The organism is Paenibacillus segetis (assembly GCF_014639155.1).
Classification (GTDB): Bacteria; Bacillota; Bacilli; order Paenibacillales; family Paenibacillaceae; genus Fontibacillus; species Fontibacillus segetis.
In genome coordinates this window covers 122,156-139,017 of sequence record NZ_BMFT01000003.1, presented here as the reverse complement: position 1 = coordinate 139,017, position 16,862 = coordinate 122,156, and the positions used below count along the sequence as shown (strand labels likewise).

The window sequence follows — 16,862 nt, the reverse complement described above, 5'->3', positions numbered from 1 at the left end:
CTTATTATAATCGAGCTTTGTAGAGTTTGTTGCTTAGATGAACGCGCGGCTCACGATCACTAAGAGGATAAAGAGAACCAAGATTACACCAGTGCTGGTCCAAAGGCCTGCTCCACAACTACAACTACAACCGCCACGTTCTTCAATAATTCCACTCATATACATTCCCCTTTCAAATTTTAAGAATTTGTTCTTACACCGTATTGTATGAAAGGGGCGAATGACATGCTTGGGCGATTGTTCTGGTGAGGGATCGGGATATTTTTATTTAATTTTGCAGGTCTTGAACACCTTTGTAAACGAGATCAAACAGTTCTTCTAAGTCTTCCTCAGCAATACAAGAGAAAGCGATGCGAAGATCGTGATCGCCTAAAGCGATTGTTCCTACGCCATATTCATGAATCAAATGCTGACGAAGTGCTTCAGCGTTAACGTCTTTTAACTTAAGGCACATGAAGTAACCTGAATTAAATGGATAGTATTCCCAAACGTCATCATATTTACCGCTGTCCAATAGTGATTTAACCTTATTGGCGCGTCCCTTCATAATGACGAACTTCTCTTCCTTCTGTGCTTCAAACTCTGGTGATTTCAGTGCTCTAAGAACAAATGATTGTGAAGGATGGGAGCCGCTGGAGATCGTAGCACGAATAATCCCGAGCGTTTTTTGTTCCAGTGCTGCTAGGACGTCCTTGTGCTCCGCAGCAAATGTGATGAAGCCTACACGGAAGCCCCATACGAATTCTTCTTTCGTTGCACCATCTACCTTCACAGGCAAGATACGGGGATGAAGTCCTGCTAGCTTACCGAATAGCGACTCGGTTAAAGAGTCCTCGAAGAACAAACCGAAATAGGCATCGTCCGTAACAACTACAAGATTAATACCAGCATCAGCAGCTTCAACCAAAGCGGCAACGATTTCTTCGCCTTCCTTCGCCCCGGGAGTGTAGCCAGTTGGGTTGTTAGGGAAGTTAAGAATAACGACAGCCTTGCCTTTGCCTTGTTGTGCTAAGAGAGCCTCGCGAAGTCCTGCACTATTAAAAGTCATGTCCTCAGTAAAGAGCGGGTAGTTAACGATAGATCCGTGACGGCGGATGCCGAAAGTCAACTCGTAGTTCTCCCAGTTCTTATCGGGATAGATCACCGCATCGCCTTCATTAACGAACAAGTCAGCTACAATACTGAGGCCATGCGTAAGTGCGTTCGTAACAACGGGATTACCAAAGGATTTGTCCGCAAGTGCTGGATTCTCTCCAATCATTTTGTCACGCCATACACTCCGTAGTTCTGGTTTTCCCGCAGGGGGGGCGTAAGGATACAAATCTTGTGGCTTGTATGCTGATAGTGTTTCTTGGATAGCAGCCAGATGCATCGGGCCACCATTTTCTGTAGCAATACCAATCGTGGCATTAAATTTCTTGGCGTTAGCGGATGCTTCTGCAGACTGACTCAGAATGCCTTCCTTAGGGAAATAAATCTCTTGGCCTAGAGTAGACAACATATCGTAGATATAGGGATTGCCGGACTTTAGGTGTTGATTCAACTGTTCCGCAAGTGGGTTCATTACATTTCATCCTTCCGATCACTTTGGTATATGACAGTGCCGCTTTAACTGCCTAACATTATATCATCTCACTATAGAACCGTCACGATCAAAACAAACTGATATTCCGGTAATTATGAACATATATAGGATGTGGTAACGTGAAAATATCTTCAGTGTTTGGCAATTAGAGGTATAATAAAAATAATGGACAAGTAAGAGGTCCTTTGCACTATTTTTTCTCTAGGAGGGAAGAGCATGCTTCACGTTTCACCAACCTCATTTGAATTAAAGCCAGCCTTCGCTAAGATTGTGTGTGAACCGGGCTGGAAATGGCGTAAGCGGGAAATTCCGCTTCAGAATTATGATTTGTTCTACGTATGGAGCGGCGAAGGTACGATCGTACTGAATGGTCAGTCTTTTGCAGTTAGTAAAGGTAGCTGTTTCCTATTCAAACGTGGGGATTATACAACCGCTACACACAATCCACAGCGTCCACTAGTGCTAACCTATATACACTTTGATATTAATGAACCGGTAACGGAAGTGCCAGGATCATACCGTATTCTAGAGGATACGCTTGATTTTGAATATATGCTGGCTAGATATGTTCGTCTATTTCTCATAAATGCTTATGCTGCAGAAGAGGAAGCACGGCTTATTCTGAAACAATTGCTGATTCATCTGCTGCGAGAGGAACGTCAGCTACCCATAGAGAAGAAGGTTAGCAACCAGTTGAATGAGGTGATTCACGAAATAGCGAATTATGTTGTTCAGCATCCCGGACTTCCTCATAAGGTTGAAGATTTAGCAGCTCGCGCAGGATTATCTCCACGTTATTTTTCAATTAAATTCAAGGAAATTATTGGCATGTCAGTACAGTCGTATATTATTAAATCCAGAATTGATCGGGCGCAGCATTTGTTGCTTCATGCCGGTATGAATGTGACCGAGGTAGCGGATGCCCTTGGGTATCGCGATATTTTCTTTTTCAGCCGTCAATTCAAGCAATACACGGGTAAAAGCCCTTCTGAGATCAGATAATGGTTATATCATAACTTCTTTGTAAGACGGTTTTATCCCCCCCGACTTAGGTCTAGTTGGATTTACGTCTTCAGACTGTTTGTGAATATTCCCTGGTGGGATATACTGGAACATGAAGATGACCGTCAAAAGCGTACGAATTACCTGAAATGTATAGTAAGAGGGGGATATTATGAAGAAGTACCATAAATCATTAAGTATATGTGCTGCTGTCATTACACTTACATTGTTGGCTGGTTGTGATGGAAGATCCAATAATAGTGCTGATTCAGTAGATGGGGCAATTGAAGGTGCGATGAAATCGATAACTGAATCATTAGGAAATGCGGTAGGAAGTGTCGGAGCTGGGCTACATAATATGTCGCTGGACCTTGTCAAAGATTTAAAAACCAAAGGGGTCTCTAAAAAGTTTACAGTTACGGATGAGGTTAATGATGTAACTAAACTAAAAATAGATCACACCGTGGGTAACATTGAGCTGAAATCTACTTCGGGAGACCAAATCATCGTAGATGTTGCGATTTATGCTTCAAATTCAGCTACTCATAAGAAAAAGGTTGAGAAAATTTTGGATCAAGCTGAGGTTTCTGTGAATGTAAGCGGGGATCAAATACAGATATATGCTTATTCCAAGGACAATCCAAAACAAACGTTATGGGATTGGGCGAGTAGTAAGTATGGATTTTCTGAATTTGTGATTGACTATGTTGTTCAGATTCCTGAGAGCATTGAAACATACGACATCTCTAACGATGTTGGGAACGTTAGTCTACAAAATTTGAAAGGTACATTCCTAGTACATAATGAAGTTGGACTTATCACGATCGGCGATGCACATATTACCGGGAAGTCATCTCTAGATACCGAAATGGGAAGTCTCGAATTGGGCATCACTCAAATGGACAAGGATAGCAGTCTTACAGCTACAACTGATGTCGGTAAAATTAATGTTACGCTTGCAGAATCACTTGAATGCAATGTAACAGCACAAAGCGATCTTGGTTCAATTTCGGGAGTGTCAAAAGGTACAAGTACAATTAACGGTGGTGGTCCCGAGGTGTCACTGAGTTCATCGGTAGGTTCGATTACTGTAAAATAAACAAGAGTAAGAAACGTTAACAGGACCATTCTCTATGAGAATGGCCCTGTTTTTATTGACACGATAGATATATAATTTCGTTAATCCTTGTGTTCTTTAGGAGGTGTTGCAGATGAATAGAAGCGGCCAAGCCCAGCACCCATCTTAACCTTTTGTCCAATCTCTAACCCTGGTAATGGCTGAAAAGTATTGTTCTTGGTAAGCAGTACGACAGTGGAGCCAAATTCAAAATAGGCTAGGTCGTCACCTTGATTCCATTGTTTGCGATCTTTATCCGTGTATTTAATGCTACTAACATTCATGGCACCAACCTTAACCACGGCTACTTCTCCATATTCATGGGAGATATAAGTGATCAATCGTTCATTGCGGCTTAATACAGTTCTCATATTCCTCATCCCAAAGTCATTAACGGGATATACTTTCCCCTTGATATGTTCGCTCTCCGATTTAACGCCCGTAACTGGGGCATGGATCCGATGATAATCGGTTGGACTAAGGTAGAGTACAAATACGAAACCATTTTTATATATCTCCGCACGTGGAGAGTGATTGAGCAGTTCATCTAAGGAATAATCCTGACCTTTTACATTTAGTATGGTGCCAGATTTAATTTCTCCCATCGCCGTAATAAGGGCATCGACTGGACTGATCAAGCTTCCTACTTCTGAATAAATCGGTCGCATACCTGGTTTTAATCTGCGAGTGAAAAATTCGTTCAGCGTGCGGTATTCTCCGATCGTCTTCTCTGCCTCATCTAGCGGAATTCCGTAGGATTTGATAAAGGCAGGTATTATGAATCGGCTAATTCTGGAATGAGAGAAGGTTCCCATGAGCTGTGAGATCCATTTCCTGGAGGAAAGTTCAGTCATCCATTTCATCCAATTTGCTGTCAAATCGTATCCTCCTAACACTATGATGAACAAGAGCAAGTACAACTACTTCCGCTTATATTGACATAGAATAGAGAGGAAATCAATATAGAAGGCGGTTTCAATTTTTTAATACTTGATTAATTTGGAAATATTGTTGTATTGTAATATCAATCGAATATGGATACGGGGGCTTGAGTGAATCAGGCTGAGATTACAGTATATTCCGCTGTGGACCGTTAATCTGATCTGGATAATGCCAGCGTAGAGAATCGTAAGCCCGGGATAAGTGTACCCCTAGGCCTATCAACCGTCTGAGCATATCCAGCCGGTTTTTTTGTTGTCTGGAGAATAAATCAAATTTAGGGAGAGATGGGAAAATGAAAAATACGGTAGTTCAAAGGAGAGGCCGTACTCTCAAGCTGAGTGATCTGCTCGTCACGGTACTTATATCGATCGTTCTTGGTGTGGTGTATCATTTCTGGAGTTCTGTATACAATTTGTTCTCCCCTTTATTTCCACAGGCAGATGAAATTGTCTATGGTATGTGGTTCTTGGCACCAACACTTGTATTTTTACTTATTCGTAAGCCTGGTGTCGCACTGATCGCAGAAGTGGCAGCTGCGCATGTCGAGATTCTGTTTGGGAGCCAATGGGGTATTCAACTTGTCATGTACAGTGTGATTCAAGGTCTTGCTGCCGAATTAGTATTTGCGGCATTTCGTTATCGGAAATTCTCTGGAGGAGTTGCAGCCCTTGCTGGTATTGCTGCTGCTATCGGCTCGGTCATTCCTGATATTTATTATGGATATGTCAGTGATTATGAAACTTGGTTGCTTATAGCTAAATACGCTATGCGTTTGGTTAGTTCCGCTTTAATTGCCGGTTATCTAGCCTATGCACTAGCTAAAGCTGTGGAAGTAACCGGGGTAACCAGTCTGCTCCGCCCTGTAGAAGACAAAGATTATGCGGCGTTGGAAGATTAGTCTATGAATGCCCATCAAACTATACAACCTACTGAGGATCATGCTCAAGAGATGGATAGAGATATAGTGGCAAAAGTACGTGACCTCAGACTTAAATTCCCAGGAGAAGCGGCATTTATATTCAAAGATCTTTCTTTCAGCGTTCTTCGTGGAGAGAAGATTCTCTTGCTAGGACCTAGCGGGAGTGGGAAATCCACTCTGCTACAAGTGCTTTCAGGCATCATTCCATTGTTGATCGAGGTACCCATCCGTTGTACCGAGAAGACTATCCCATCTTCCTGGGGATTACTGTTCCAGGATCCAGACACGCAGTTCTGTATGCCTTACGTGGATGAAGAATTGGCTTTTGTACTTGAGAATTTAGGGGTATCCCGGTCACAAATGTCTTGGTGTATGAAAGAAGTACTTCAGCAAGTAGGGCTTCAGCTTAATGAGCTTCACATACCAATTGATTCACTGTCGCAGGGGATGAAGCAGCGATTGGCGTTAGCCTCGGTACTACTCAGTAACCCTGAAGTATTGTTTCTCGATGAACCTTCGGCCTTGCTTGACCCAGAAGGTCGTAAGCAAATCTGGGAGTCTATACGAGTGATTGCAGAGGATCGAACCTTGATCATCGTAGAGCACCGTATTGAAGAAATTATTGACTTTGTAGATAAAGTAGTACTATTTGATCCGATGGGAAATATTCTCGGGCAGGGTGAGCCAGAGTATGTGTTCCAGAAGTTTCATCGGGAATTACAAGAGTATGGAATTTGGTATCCCGGAGTATGGGAAGATTTCTTGGAATCCCCCGCTGGTATTAAGCTGACTGAACCGGTAAGGTCCGTTCCTGTCGGGGAGGCACATTCTTCAGAGCCTATTTTAGAGTTGGCATCATTTCGAGGGATGAGGTATGGAAAATCAGTTATCGAAGTTGAACGCGCCGAGGTATATCCGGGTGATTTCATCGCTGTCACAGGTCCGAATGGAGCTGGAAAAAGCTCATTATTACTGAGTCTCTTGGGATTAGTCCCTTCCGAAGGATCTTATTTGCTGAGGGGAACAAGCATGGACCTAATCAAGAAACGCAAGCGAAAGATTGAACGGACTGTCCGTGAGATTGGATTTGTGTTTCAGAACCCTGAGTTCCAGTTCATCGCAGACGAAGTATACGAAGAAATTGCCTACTCTCTTAAGGGGGATGTTTTATCACTTCAGGATGAAACGAAGCGAGTTGCCAATATCTTGACTCAGTTTGGGCTGGCGGGACTAGAACGAAGACACCCGTATCAGTTGTCGCTTGGGCAAAAGAGAAGGTTAAGCGTGGCAGGTGCTGCGGTGCTTGGGAAATCTGTGTTACTACTGGATGAACCTACCTTTGGTCAAGATGCCGCAAACACTTTTGCAATTCTGCAATACTGTGAGGAAATGCGCTCTCGCGGTGTAGCCATTGTAATGGTTACTCATGAGGAAATGATTGCTGAATTTATAGCAACACATCGTTGGGTAATCCAAGGGGGACGATTGGTAGTGCAACAGGAAACGAGGAGAGTTAGTAATCAGCAGCTAGTGTCCCTTGAAGCGGTGGCCGAAGGGGGCAGGACGATGTGAGAGAATTTCTGAAGCCGAGAATAGTGACATGGATGCATCAGGCGAATCCTGTTACGAAACTGGTTCTAGTGGTATTAGCCTTTTTCATAACGTTGTTTACTCATAACTTAGATTTTATGATGAGCCAAACGATCATGTTCACGTTATTGCTATTTTTCTTAAGTGGTCATTCCCCGTGGAAGGTAATGCTCATTACTATGCCTTTTCTATTGGTATTTGTGTCTTCCTCGTCTACGATGATTCTATTCGGTAAAGGGGATCACCTTTGGTGGAAATGGGGGCTGATCCGTATTTCGGAGGAGAGTTTCTTTCGAGGAATTCATATTGGATTCAAATCGGTAAGTTTTGGTGCAGAGGGTCTACTATTTGTATTAACAACTCAATCGGTTGCTTTGTTCTACGCTTTGATGCAGAAGGCTAAGCTTCCACCTAAATATGCGTATAGTTTCATGGCTTCTATTCGTCTATTACCGATGGTATGGGAGGAATATCAAGTTCGGCGAAATGCATTGTATATCCGCGAAGTTAAGATTTCGAGAGGACCCCGGGGTTGGATTAGACAGGCACAGCTATATGCAGTACCTTTATTAGCACAGAGCATTCGCAGAGCGCATCGTGTTGCGGTCGCGATGGAGGCAAAGGCATTTGATGGGAGGCGTCCTAGGACATTCTATTATCTCTCAACCTTCTCGCGAAGTGATTTATGGGTAATTCTCATTCTAATTGGAGCGTTTGTGATTGCCTATGTAGGGGTCACAGCATATCCTACGTTTGGTATCTCAGACGTAAGATATCGATAGAATCGTAAGTTGTAAAGCAAGAGGAGTCCAAGTTCGATAAGGTGAACTTGGACTTTTGTGTTGTCTTCGTATTAAAAAGGACTTTAATTGATTTCATTTCTCGTGTGGTACGGGTTAGCTATATGCTCAGGAAGACCAGCTAGATTGGGACTATTAAGCAAATACCAGGCGAAGGACATTGGCTTACGATAGCTGTCTTTCCATAGTTCATCTAGACCTGCTTTACGAAATCCGTAACGTTGGTCGCGTCCGTTACATTCAATGAAGTAAGGACGTCCGTCCATGGTGAGGCCGATATCCATACCAAGATCACCGAGTAAGGGGAACTGGGAAGACAAATGAGCAGCAACAGTAAGGGCGAGCGTTTTTACATGGGCGACGATAGAGCGAACATCATGAGGTGGAAATATTTTAGGTAGTACTGTTTCTACAGGATATGCACAGCCACCTTTGGCAATGTTTGATATGAAGCTTCCCTGTGGAGCAACTTTAGCGAATAGGCCAGTTACTGCCCAAAGTCCATGAAGTCCTCGTTGAACGGTTACGCGGATATCCAAGGGCCGATTCTCGAATTCTGCCAGAGGAATGCGTTCCTGAACAAGATAAGGAACGTGCATGAGTAACCGCCAAGTCCAGTTTGGTAGCTCTCCACGCTTCAGTCTAACAGTATTCCATCCCCTCTTGCCTTTGCCTGATCGTGAAGGAAAAGTGATCTTCCATCCCTCTTTGTCACGCTGTAATCTCAAGATACCGTGACCCACAGATCCACGGATGGGCTTAAGAATGAGGTCGGAATATCGGTTCATCATCATCCGTAGGGAAGAAGGAGACACAGAGGCAGTGTTCGGTAAATAGTTGCAGAGATGCGGGTTACTCGACAGTAGCCGATGTATTACATCTTTGCTGTATCGGTTGTTTACGTTAAAAAGGATCTTGCCTTGAGAGATCATACTGCGGATTTTTTTATGTGCCGCGCGGTCGGCGTATAGGGCTCGGTTGTGAATGACGGACGGTGTGGGAATCACAGTCCTAACGTAATCACGGCCGTTAAATATATAGGCTGTGCTGACGCCTTTTTTCACATCGATATCACCTAAGCGGAGAAAACAAGGCATGATTCCATAGAGCTTTGCTGCTTCCTCATAATTAGATATCGATTCCTGGCCGGTTCTCCGCTGGGGTATTCCCCGGTACATGCTGGTATTAAGCAGAATACCGACTTGGTCCTGCCCCATGGATCTCCCTCCTTCTAAATTTAGCGTCGTATGTCTTGATTCAATGTATGTTCGTCCGTTCAAGAAGGAGTGGACGACTGCTCCTCGTCAGCAGCCTGTTTTGGAACTCCGGCAGGGAGTTAAGATAATAAGAGCTTGGACTTAAGTGCGTTTCAGGCACATTCTTCAGGCGGATTTCGTATATTTTAAAACAATGGTTGGAAATTTGATTGGAGGAAGGGTTATCCCATGGGAAATGGACAAAAGGTTGCGGTCATCTCACCAGGATCGTTCGTTATACCTTCGGGAAGAAGTAGCTCCGTGGAGAGGGTCATCGAGAAGGTGGTTCCGCTTGCGGCGGGACAACTACAAATTCGTATTTTTGGATTGGCAGATGGGCAGCTTCCTGCACAAGGTTCTCTTGGAAACGTGCCCTGTTATCGACTACCGGGTGGACGTCGTTATGTTGATTCGATCCTGAAGCATCTTCGTAAATGGCTTCCAGATACTGTAGATGTGCATAATCGCCCTCAGCTAGCTTATCGATTAAAGGCCCGCTTACCATTTACCCGTGTCTACCTGACGCTTCATTCTACTACTTTCATTTCACCTTCTTATCATCCCGAGATTCGTACACTACGGATGCTGGAAAGCGTGGATGGTTTAATTGTGAATAGTCAATATTTAAAAGACGAGATTATGCGGCGGTTTCCTTCCTTAACGACGGAGATCTCTGTTAATCCTCTAGGTGTTAGTCTGGAGGATTTTGTGCCACGTTGGACACCCAATGGAGAGCTGCTACGTGAAGCACGGCTTGCTGATTTCGGCTGGGACAACCGCAAAGTGGTCTTGTTCATCGGCCGCCTCCTTCCAACTAAGGGGGTTCATCATCTACTAGAGGCGTTCCCCGCTATACTGGAGAAGGAAAAAGATGCTATGTTAATCATTGTAGGTAGTGTTTTTTATGGAGTAGATCGAGAAACGGAGTACGTCCGCAGACTGAAAGTGTTGGCTGAGCCGTACAAGGATCGAGTTATTTTTCTCCCGTATGCACCTTATCCAAGGGTGGCAGACTGGTACAATCTAGCTGATATCGTAGTTGTACCTTCTGGAGATGAGGAAGCCTTTGGTTTGGTTAATGTGGAGGCAATGGCTTCAGCGGTTCCAGTTGTAGCAACTGAGGTAGGGGGCATTCCTGAAATTGTGAAGGATGGTATAACAGGGGTACTTTTAACACCAGGAGAGTTGGATCACTGTCTCGGAGATCGTATCCAACGTTTATTGGAGAGTGAGGAAGTGCGCAGGAATATGGGGAGAGCTGGAAGAGAGCTAGCGCGTAGCCGTTTCCGGTGGCAGCATACGGCTGAGCGTTGGATTTCAATCATGAGGAGTCAAAATTTATAAATAGTAGTAGGATATAATAATAGATGATTAAGATTATAGAGAGGGTGCAGTTTATGGATATCAGTGCAATGAGACAGCACCGCGAACATCCGGATAATATTGGGTATGAGACTACCAGGGCTACTTTTGAGCGCGATTATTCGCGGCTCATTCATTCACCTACCTTTCGGCGTCTACAAGGCAAATCACAAATCTTTGGAGCAGGAACAGGAGACTATTATCGCACGCGATTAACTCATTCACTTGAGGTAGCGCAGATTGCCAGGGAAGCGGCAAGAAGTCTATTACGTTCTTATCCAGAGGTTGAGACGGGACAAGCGCTCCATCCAGGATTAATTATTGATCCCGAAGTGGTAGAATGCGCAGCAATTTGTCATGATTTTGGTCATCCTCCTTTTGGTCATAAAGGTGAAGAGGTGCTACAAGGAATTCTCAAGCGATTAATTGAAGATAAAGTGGCAAAGGCGTTGGGAACTACTCAAGGGCGCTCTCAGCAGGAGATAGATGCGGTTAGGGAATCTATACAGCGTAAATATGAACATTTTGAAGGTAATGCCCACAACTTTCGATTGATTATGTTCTTGGAGAAACGTGAAAATATAGACGGGCTTAATCTTTCGGATGCAGTGCTACTCGGAACCAATAAATATCCTTATCCCAGTACGGAGAATAAGAAGGGTGTATATTTGCGGGAGTGGGAATATATATCGCATATTCGTCAATTATGGGACATCCCGAATGGGAAAAAGACATTGGAAGCTCAACTGATGGATTTATGTGATGATATTGCTTATTCCTCTCACGATCTGGAGGACGGTATTAAGGCTGGAAAAATTGAAGTTCATGAGCATTTTATGGAGGATCCTTATATTTGTCGGCTGATTGTGGAGAAGATTAAGACGTTGGAGGATTCTGTCTGGGAAGGCTGGCAGGAGGAAACGATCGGTAGAAAAACAAGGGAGGTATTAACTTCGTTCTTACAGGTCTGGAAGGCCAAGCTACCGATATGCGGAAATGACAACTCACGGACACGACGGGAAGTTAAGGCTTACTGGGTGAGTCTGTTTGTGAATCATTTAGGTGTTGTTGATGATGGGGGTTGGAAGAAGGTAACTTTCGTATCGGAAGGCCAGGAGGATGAAGATATGCTTCGTACGGTAAGCGTATTGAAAAGCTTCGCCTGGGTGACCATGATTTCTGATTTACGTGTGCAACGGTTGCAGAAACGGAGTGCTTGGATCATTAAACGTCTGTGGGATGCGTTTGTTGATTCGGATTCTTCAAAATCGATTATTCCTAGCGACTGGTTGCTTCGATTCGAGCAAGACCAGCGGAGTGAAAGACCGATTTGGACATGGGAGCATATGGTGGTTGATTATATTGCTGGAATGACTGATGCATATGCTGAGAAAGTCTATAACGAGCTGTATGGATTGAAGGTAGGCACGATATATGAACTAGACTGACTGCGAATATGGATGTATACCGTGATTGTATATAGTGAGATCATTTGAATAAACAATGCTGAAAAAACTTGCCGGAAGAGTGGATTCCTGGCAAGTTTTTTTGTGCAGTTAGCAGGAAATGTTGAACATACAAGACTGTACGTTTGCCGTTACCATGTCTTCAAAGCGACATACACTGTGATATATACTCCGGCATAATCTGGATCTCTAGGAGGTGAAGGTATGATCAGAAAGCGCAAATCACGAAGACAACTTAGCCGGAGGACCCTATCTCCAAGGTTACCGATTCGGCGTTTGTTCAACCATCCTGAGCCTCTGGTCTCCATCATTATTCCGGTGATGAATGAAAAGACTACACTTCCGGCCGTCCTATATCAGGCAAGTCGGGTACATCCTAATAGTGAGGTCATTGTAGTAGCAAATGGCTCAACGGATGGAACGGCTGAAATTGCCGCGAAATGGGGAGCCAGACTAATAAGATTTGATGAGCCGCTTGGTCATGATGTGGGGCGACGAGTTGGCGCTGAAGTTGCCAAAGGAGAAGTATTACTATTTATCGACGGAGATATGGTTATTCCGGCCAAAGAATTACGTCCTTTTGTAAAGGCAACATTAGCTGGGGTTGATGTGGCTTTGAACGGATATTCGGGTCCTGTGGAGAAGCAAGAAGCTCATCCGGTTGTTTTGGCTAAGTATGTGTTGAATGCAATTTTGTCACGTTCAGATCTGAAGGGAGCCTCTATGACCGCTGTTCCCCATGCGTTAAGCCGGCGATGTCTTCAAACCGTTGGTTCTGCAGCGTTAGAAGTTCCTCCACTTGCTTATGCCATGGCGGTGAGTAGGGGGCTTAACGTACAGGCTGTTCATACGGTTCCTGTGGGAAAATTGAATCCGGTCCGAGTCCGGCAGCAAGCCAGCAAGCGGAAGGGCGATCCACTTACTACCCTTGTCGCCGGAGATCATCTAGAAGCCTTGCATTGGCTAGTCATGGAACATGGGGCTCGTGGTGGATTTAGTGATCTTGGTCGTCAACGCGGTAGGGTAAGGGGATGAGGAAGATTAGAAAAATTTCTCAGAAATCTTCGCGGGTTGGCAGATCAGCTCTGAAGATAACGTATAGCCGTCGTCGTAGAGTGAACAGAGGAAGGACTGCGCAGAAGCAGAGTGCACGACCATTAGCCCATCGTTCAACTCCCGCTTACAATTTGACACGGATGGAGCAAAGAGCAGTAAAAGCTGGATTTATTGCTGCCTCAGTTAAGGATCGGGATCTGTTGTCTTCGGAACACATGCAGGAATCGCTAAAGGCTTGGTACCGTGACAACATGAATTTGAGTGGTGGTACGACAGTTTCCAGTGTGTTGGCTCTTTCTTTAGCTTATCGCCGCGGATATGCCTTAGCATCAAGAATTCCTAATCTCGGAATCGCGCTTCCGCTTCAAGGTACAGCGTCGGCTGTTGTATCCGTCAGCAACGAGGAACAGACGCTACCTGCTGTCTTAGCAGAACTTCGAAAACTCCCATTACAAGAGATTATTGTTGTACTTAATGGCTGTACTGACGGCAGTTTTGCAGTTATAGAGAGGGATCCTCGTATGTCCCTAATTAGTTTCCCAACAAGACTTGGTCATGATGTTTCCCGAGCATTGGGGAGTGCAGTAGCTACGGGGGATATCATTTTATTTAGTGATGGAGATATGTCTTTGCTTGCTAAAGACCTAGCAGCATTTCTTATCGCTGTTGATTTGGGGGTTGATATGGCTCTGAATAACCTGACTCCTTTTCTGCCATCCATGTTTTCTGCACAAGACGATGTTACCCGCTGTAAGACTTTTCTAAATCGGGCGCTTGGCAGGTCCGATCTGAGAGCCAATTCCATGACCGCTGTGCCGCATGCTTTGTCTAGGCGAGCGATTTCTACAATTGGAACTTCGGCTCTAATTGTACCTCCAAAGGCTCAGGCATTGGCTCTTGTGCGCGGACTCAAGGTGAGTGCCCCTCACTCGGTAAACGTGTTTCGAACCAATCGAATTCGTAGTGGAAATACTGGAGAAGGGAACGCTGTTGCCGGACTGATCTTCGGTGATCATATGGAGGCGCTTGCCGAGGTGATGAAATCGGAAGGCGTTCGTTTACGACATATCACGTTCTCTCGAAGCACTCTTGCGAAAGTGAGGAACGCAAGATGAGAGAATCAGGACTGACTAGCATCATCATTCCTTCATATAATGGTCTTCATCTACTGACATCTTGCGTAGAGGCAATACGACTTCATACCTTTGAAAAGTATGAGATTATCGTTGTTGATAATGGATCAAGTGATGGTACAGCTGAGTACTGCCTTAGAGAAGGGATCATTTTGGTGTCGATACCACATAACGCGGGATTCCCTATCGCTTGTAACAAAGGTCTTGCCATCGCCTCAGGTGATCAGTTGTTGCTATTGAATAATGACGTTATTGTCTCTCCAAGATGGCTCTCAAAAATGCTTCTAGCCTTGACCAGCACGGATAATATTGGGATTGTTGGGCCGGTAACGAATTATGCTAGTGGCAAGCAGCAGGTAGAGGTTACTTTGAACGGGATAGAGGAGTTTACCGAAGTAGTAGAGAGATATAATATCTCTGATCCGGGTAAATGGCAGGAAGTGTACCGTATTGTAGGGATGTGTTTCCTCTTTAAAAGAAGTCTATTAGATAATATAGGCCTATTGGATGAGCGTTTCTCACCAGGTCACTATGAAGATGATGATTATTGTTATAGAGCCAGATTACAAGGATATCGGCTGTTGATTTGCGGAGATACGTTTGTATACCACGTGGGAAGCGCCAGCTTCAAAACTAATCATCCGGATGGATGGAACTCCTTGGTGAAACGTAATAGGGGATTGTTTATTGAGAAATGGGGAGTAGATCCCTGGGGATTTATGTAGATTACTAGCATTTAGGGAGGCGAGTTCATGAAAGGTGTGATTTTGGCAGGGGGCACTGGAACACGGTTATACCCGTTAACCCGATTAATTAATAAGCATCTGCTTCCTGTCGGGAGGCATCCCATGATTTGTTACGGCATAGAGCGACTGCGTCAAGCCGGAATTACGAATATTCTCATTATTATTAGCAAGCAATCTGCTGGGTTATATACAGATTACTTTGGTAGCGGTGAAAATTTCGGCGTTAACCTTATCTACCGGGTGCAGGAGTCAGCAGGAGGAATCGCTGAGGCGCTTGATCTTGCAGAAGGCTTCGTTGGTCAGAAGGAAAAATTTGTTGTACTACTTGGAGATAACTTGTTCTTGGATGACTTAACCCCATTTGTGGAGAAATTTAAGCAACAACCTTTAGGCACTGCCCAGGTATTGTTGAAATCAGTTGATGACCCCCGTAGGTATGGAGTTCCCGTATTTAACACGGATCATCCTAAACAGATCGTTTATATCGAGGAGAAGCCAAAGAAACCAAAATCCAAATATTCAGTTACTGGGATCTACATGTATGATGATTCTGTATTCCATAGGATAAAAGAAATCAACCGTTCAGCACGTGGTGAATTGGAAATTACGGATGTTAACAATCTCTACGCTCATCATGGTCAGCTAGAATATAGTGTATTGCAATTGTGGTGGGGAGATGCGGGTACATTTGACTCGTTACATGAGGCCGAAGTCCGCATGAGAGGGGTACTTCCATAGAACCACTTCTTGTAAGCAGTGCACCTTGCAGGGTAGATAGAAGAATTTGAATGGAGGGGGTAGGATGACGGTCAGAAGAAACAGAGTCTCCAAGCCGCGAAGATATCGGAGGAGAAAGCGAAGCCTTCATTCTGCCGTTCAATCATATAGAAGGCATCTTAGAAGACGGGCCAGAAGTAGAATGATGAATAAAGGACATAGAGATAGAGATCGTGATAAGCCTGTGGAAGAAAGCAAATCAGACAGTCTGGGCAGCACGAATACAAATGAAAGCTCATCTTCAGAGGTGGTATTGACTGGAAAAAAAATAACTGAGGCCTACGAAGAGGGATATCGTCAGGGGTGTTTTGACGGTGGTGAGGCGAAAGTGATGAAACTCCTTCCTCCTTTAAACATTCTTCCGGAATTGACGGTAGACGACTTAATCGCAATAGGTTTTCAAACGGTTGCTTCCACACTCTTCCCACTCATATCACCTGAGGGGATATATGCCGAGATGGAAACTGCTCTAAATCAAAGGAAACCAATGTCGATCGTTCGTTTGGGGGATGGTGAACTTCTCACACTTGCTCATGATACGATAATGCCGACCTTCGAGGTTGTGCGTTGGGGACATTTCCTTCCTTATGCTGGGGTAAATCTCCCTGATCCGATCACCCGTGAAGATTTGGTACAGTCTTTGCTACAGGCTGACATAATAGGAATACCTGAGTCTAGGCATCCCTCATATCAGGCATTGTTATTTCCCATACTCCGTCATTACGGAATAGACTACAGGGGGCTACGAATGACCTCATCGATCATAAATTATACATTGAACGACGAGGGTTATCTTGCACAGTTGCTTGTGGGAAGAAAAATATTGATTATCGGCAATGAGGCACCAGGATTGTCTAGGTTGCTAGCGCAGCAAGGGTTCCACATTTCTGGAATCATTCATCCCGTTCAAGGGGTGGCTGATGTTCCACGGGTTATGAGGCAAACATCCGAAATAGATTTTGATCTAGCTCTAGTAGCGGCGGGGGTTGCAGCGGTGTTGATCTGCACAAGAATTGCCAGAGAACAAGGTAAGGTATCTTTTGATCTGGGTCATTTGGCCAATAGACTGGTGAGCGGTGAAGCTACTTTAAGGTCCCGCTTGTGAGGTGTA

The 16,862-nt window shown here is 44.5% G+C and carries 16 protein-coding genes and 1 riboswitch; of the genes, 12 read left to right on the top strand and 4 right to left on the bottom strand.

The features are described from left to right. Positions 1–33: 33 nt before the first annotated feature. Together IEW05_RS25840 and IEW05_RS19890 are read right to left on the bottom strand one after the other, a co-directional pair. A complete protein-coding gene (locus IEW05_RS25840; protein WP_229753570.1) occupies positions 34–159 on the bottom strand; it encodes a YjcZ family sporulation protein in 126 nt (41 codons plus the stop codon). Between the two features lie 109 nt (positions 160–268). Further along, on the bottom strand, positions 269–1,564 hold the full coding sequence (locus IEW05_RS19890; protein WP_188541621.1) for an aminotransferase class I/II-fold pyridoxal phosphate-dependent enzyme: 1,296 nt from the start codon (positions 1,562–1,564) through the stop codon (positions 269–271). A 237-nt stretch (positions 1,565–1,801) separates the two neighbouring features. Here IEW05_RS19890 and IEW05_RS19885 point away from each other — a divergent pair, with 237 nt between their 5' ends. Together IEW05_RS19885 and IEW05_RS19880 are read left to right on the top strand one after the other, a co-directional pair. Next, positions 1,802–2,587 carry a helix-turn-helix domain-containing protein gene (locus IEW05_RS19885; protein ID WP_188541620.1) on the top strand — a complete coding sequence of 262 codons (786 nt, stop codon included), beginning with the start codon at positions 1,802–1,804 and terminating at the stop codon, positions 2,585–2,587. 172 nt (positions 2,588–2,759) lie between these two features. Next, on the top strand, positions 2,760–3,686 hold the full coding sequence (locus tag IEW05_RS19880) for a DUF4097 family beta strand repeat-containing protein (protein ID WP_188541619.1): 927 nt from the start codon (positions 2,760–2,762) through the stop codon (positions 3,684–3,686). Positions 3,687–3,766: 80 nt separating this feature from the next. Here IEW05_RS19880 and asd read toward each other — a convergent pair whose 3' ends face one another. Further along, positions 3,767–4,582 carry an archaetidylserine decarboxylase gene (asd, locus tag IEW05_RS19875; RefSeq protein WP_229753568.1) on the bottom strand — a complete coding sequence of 272 codons (816 nt, stop codon included), beginning with the start codon at positions 4,580–4,582 and terminating at the stop codon, positions 3,767–3,769. Between the two features lie 152 nt (positions 4,583–4,734). Continuing rightward, a riboswitch (TPP riboswitch) is annotated at positions 4,735–4,846 on the top strand. Between the two features lie 92 nt (positions 4,847–4,938). Between asd and IEW05_RS19870 the strand changes: the two genes are divergently transcribed. Genes IEW05_RS19870 through IEW05_RS19860 form a run of 3 tightly spaced genes read left to right on the top strand, consistent with a single transcriptional unit; the run spans position 4,939 to position 7,937 of the window. Further along, on the top strand, positions 4,939–5,544 hold the full coding sequence (locus tag IEW05_RS19870) for an ECF transporter S component (RefSeq protein WP_188541618.1): 606 nt from the start codon (positions 4,939–4,941) through the stop codon (positions 5,542–5,544). 51 nt (positions 5,545–5,595) lie between these two features. Next, complete coding sequence (locus IEW05_RS19865) at positions 5,596–7,137, top strand: ABC transporter ATP-binding protein (RefSeq protein ID WP_188541797.1); 1,542 nt, start codon at positions 5,596–5,598, stop codon at positions 7,135–7,137. Next, entirely contained in the window at positions 7,134–7,937 is an 804-nt protein-coding gene (locus IEW05_RS19860; RefSeq protein ID WP_229753566.1) for an energy-coupling factor transporter transmembrane component T family protein, read from the top strand. The genes IEW05_RS19865 and IEW05_RS19860 overlap by 4 nt, the downstream gene beginning before the upstream one ends. An 83-nt stretch (positions 7,938–8,020) precedes the next feature. Here the strand turns inward: IEW05_RS19860 and IEW05_RS19855 are convergent, their stop codons facing one another. Continuing rightward, the gene (locus IEW05_RS19855) at positions 8,021–9,172 is read right to left on the bottom strand and encodes a YheC/YheD family endospore coat-associated protein (protein ID WP_188541617.1); all 1,152 of its coding nucleotides are present in this window, start codon (positions 9,170–9,172) and stop codon (positions 8,021–8,023) included. A 228-nt stretch (positions 9,173–9,400) separates the two neighbouring features. Here IEW05_RS19855 and IEW05_RS19850 point away from each other — a divergent pair, with 228 nt between their 5' ends. The 7 genes from IEW05_RS19850 (at position 9,401) to IEW05_RS19820 (ending at position 16,856) form a co-directional block, all read left to right on the top strand. Then, entirely contained in the window at positions 9,401–10,555 is a 1,155-nt protein-coding gene (locus IEW05_RS19850) for a glycosyltransferase family 4 protein (RefSeq protein ID WP_188541616.1), read from the top strand. A 68-nt stretch (positions 10,556–10,623) separates the two neighbouring features. After that, positions 10,624–12,021, top strand: coding sequence for a deoxyguanosinetriphosphate triphosphohydrolase family protein (locus IEW05_RS19845; protein WP_373285853.1), 1,398 nt, complete (start codon positions 10,624–10,626; stop codon positions 12,019–12,021). A 222-nt stretch (positions 12,022–12,243) separates the two neighbouring features. After that, positions 12,244–13,074, top strand: a complete 831-nt coding sequence (locus IEW05_RS19840; RefSeq protein WP_188541615.1) for a glycosyltransferase family 2 protein — start codon at positions 12,244–12,246, stop codon at positions 13,072–13,074. Then, complete coding sequence (locus IEW05_RS19835) at positions 13,071–14,210, top strand: glycosyltransferase family 2 protein (protein ID WP_188541614.1); 1,140 nt, start codon at positions 13,071–13,073, stop codon at positions 14,208–14,210. The genes IEW05_RS19840 and IEW05_RS19835 overlap by 4 nt, the downstream gene beginning before the upstream one ends. Continuing rightward, positions 14,207–14,953, top strand: coding sequence for a glycosyltransferase family 2 protein (locus IEW05_RS19830; RefSeq protein WP_188541613.1), 747 nt, complete (start codon positions 14,207–14,209; stop codon positions 14,951–14,953). The genes IEW05_RS19835 and IEW05_RS19830 overlap by 4 nt, the downstream gene beginning before the upstream one ends. A 27-nt stretch (positions 14,954–14,980) precedes the next feature. Continuing rightward, entirely contained in the window at positions 14,981–15,712 is a 732-nt protein-coding gene (locus IEW05_RS19825; protein WP_188541612.1) for a sugar phosphate nucleotidyltransferase, read from the top strand. Positions 15,713–15,893: 181 nt separating this feature from the next. Continuing rightward, entirely contained in the window at positions 15,894–16,856 is a 963-nt protein-coding gene (locus tag IEW05_RS19820; RefSeq protein ID WP_229753564.1) for a GT-D fold domain-containing protein, read from the top strand. The last annotated feature ends 6 nt before the right edge of the window (positions 16,857–16,862 follow it).

Coding starts and splice junctions, on each gene's coding strand:
- IEW05_RS25840 (WP_229753570.1), bottom strand. CDS start 159: ATGAGTGGAATTATTGAAGAACGTGGCGGTTGTAGTTGTAGTTGTGGA.
- IEW05_RS19890 (WP_188541621.1), bottom strand. CDS start 1,564: ATGAACCCACTTGCGGAACAGTTGAATCAACACCTAAAGTCCGGCAAT.
- IEW05_RS19885 (WP_188541620.1), top strand. CDS start 1,802: ATGCTTCACGTTTCACCAACCTCATTTGAATTAAAGCCAGCCTTCGCT.
- IEW05_RS19880 (WP_188541619.1), top strand. CDS start 2,760: ATGAAGAAGTACCATAAATCATTAAGTATATGTGCTGCTGTCATTACA.
- IEW05_RS19870 (WP_188541618.1), top strand. CDS start 4,939: ATGAAAAATACGGTAGTTCAAAGGAGAGGCCGTACTCTCAAGCTGAGT.
- IEW05_RS19865 (WP_188541797.1), top strand. CDS start 5,596: ATGGATAGAGATATAGTGGCAAAAGTACGTGACCTCAGACTTAAATTC.
- IEW05_RS19855 (WP_188541617.1), bottom strand. CDS start 9,172: ATGGGGCAGGACCAAGTCGGTATTCTGCTTAATACCAGCATGTACCGG.
- IEW05_RS19850 (WP_188541616.1), top strand. CDS start 9,401: ATGGGAAATGGACAAAAGGTTGCGGTCATCTCACCAGGATCGTTCGTT.
- IEW05_RS19845 (WP_373285853.1), top strand. CDS start 10,624: ATGAGACAGCACCGCGAACATCCGGATAATATTGGGTATGAGACTACC.
- IEW05_RS19840 (WP_188541615.1), top strand. CDS start 12,244: ATGATCAGAAAGCGCAAATCACGAAGACAACTTAGCCGGAGGACCCTA.
- IEW05_RS19835 (WP_188541614.1), top strand. CDS start 13,071: ATGAGGAAGATTAGAAAAATTTCTCAGAAATCTTCGCGGGTTGGCAGA.
- IEW05_RS19830 (WP_188541613.1), top strand. CDS start 14,207: ATGAGAGAATCAGGACTGACTAGCATCATCATTCCTTCATATAATGGT.
- IEW05_RS19825 (WP_188541612.1), top strand. CDS start 14,981: ATGAAAGGTGTGATTTTGGCAGGGGGCACTGGAACACGGTTATACCCG.
- IEW05_RS19820 (WP_229753564.1), top strand. CDS start 15,894: ATGATGAATAAAGGACATAGAGATAGAGATCGTGATAAGCCTGTGGAA.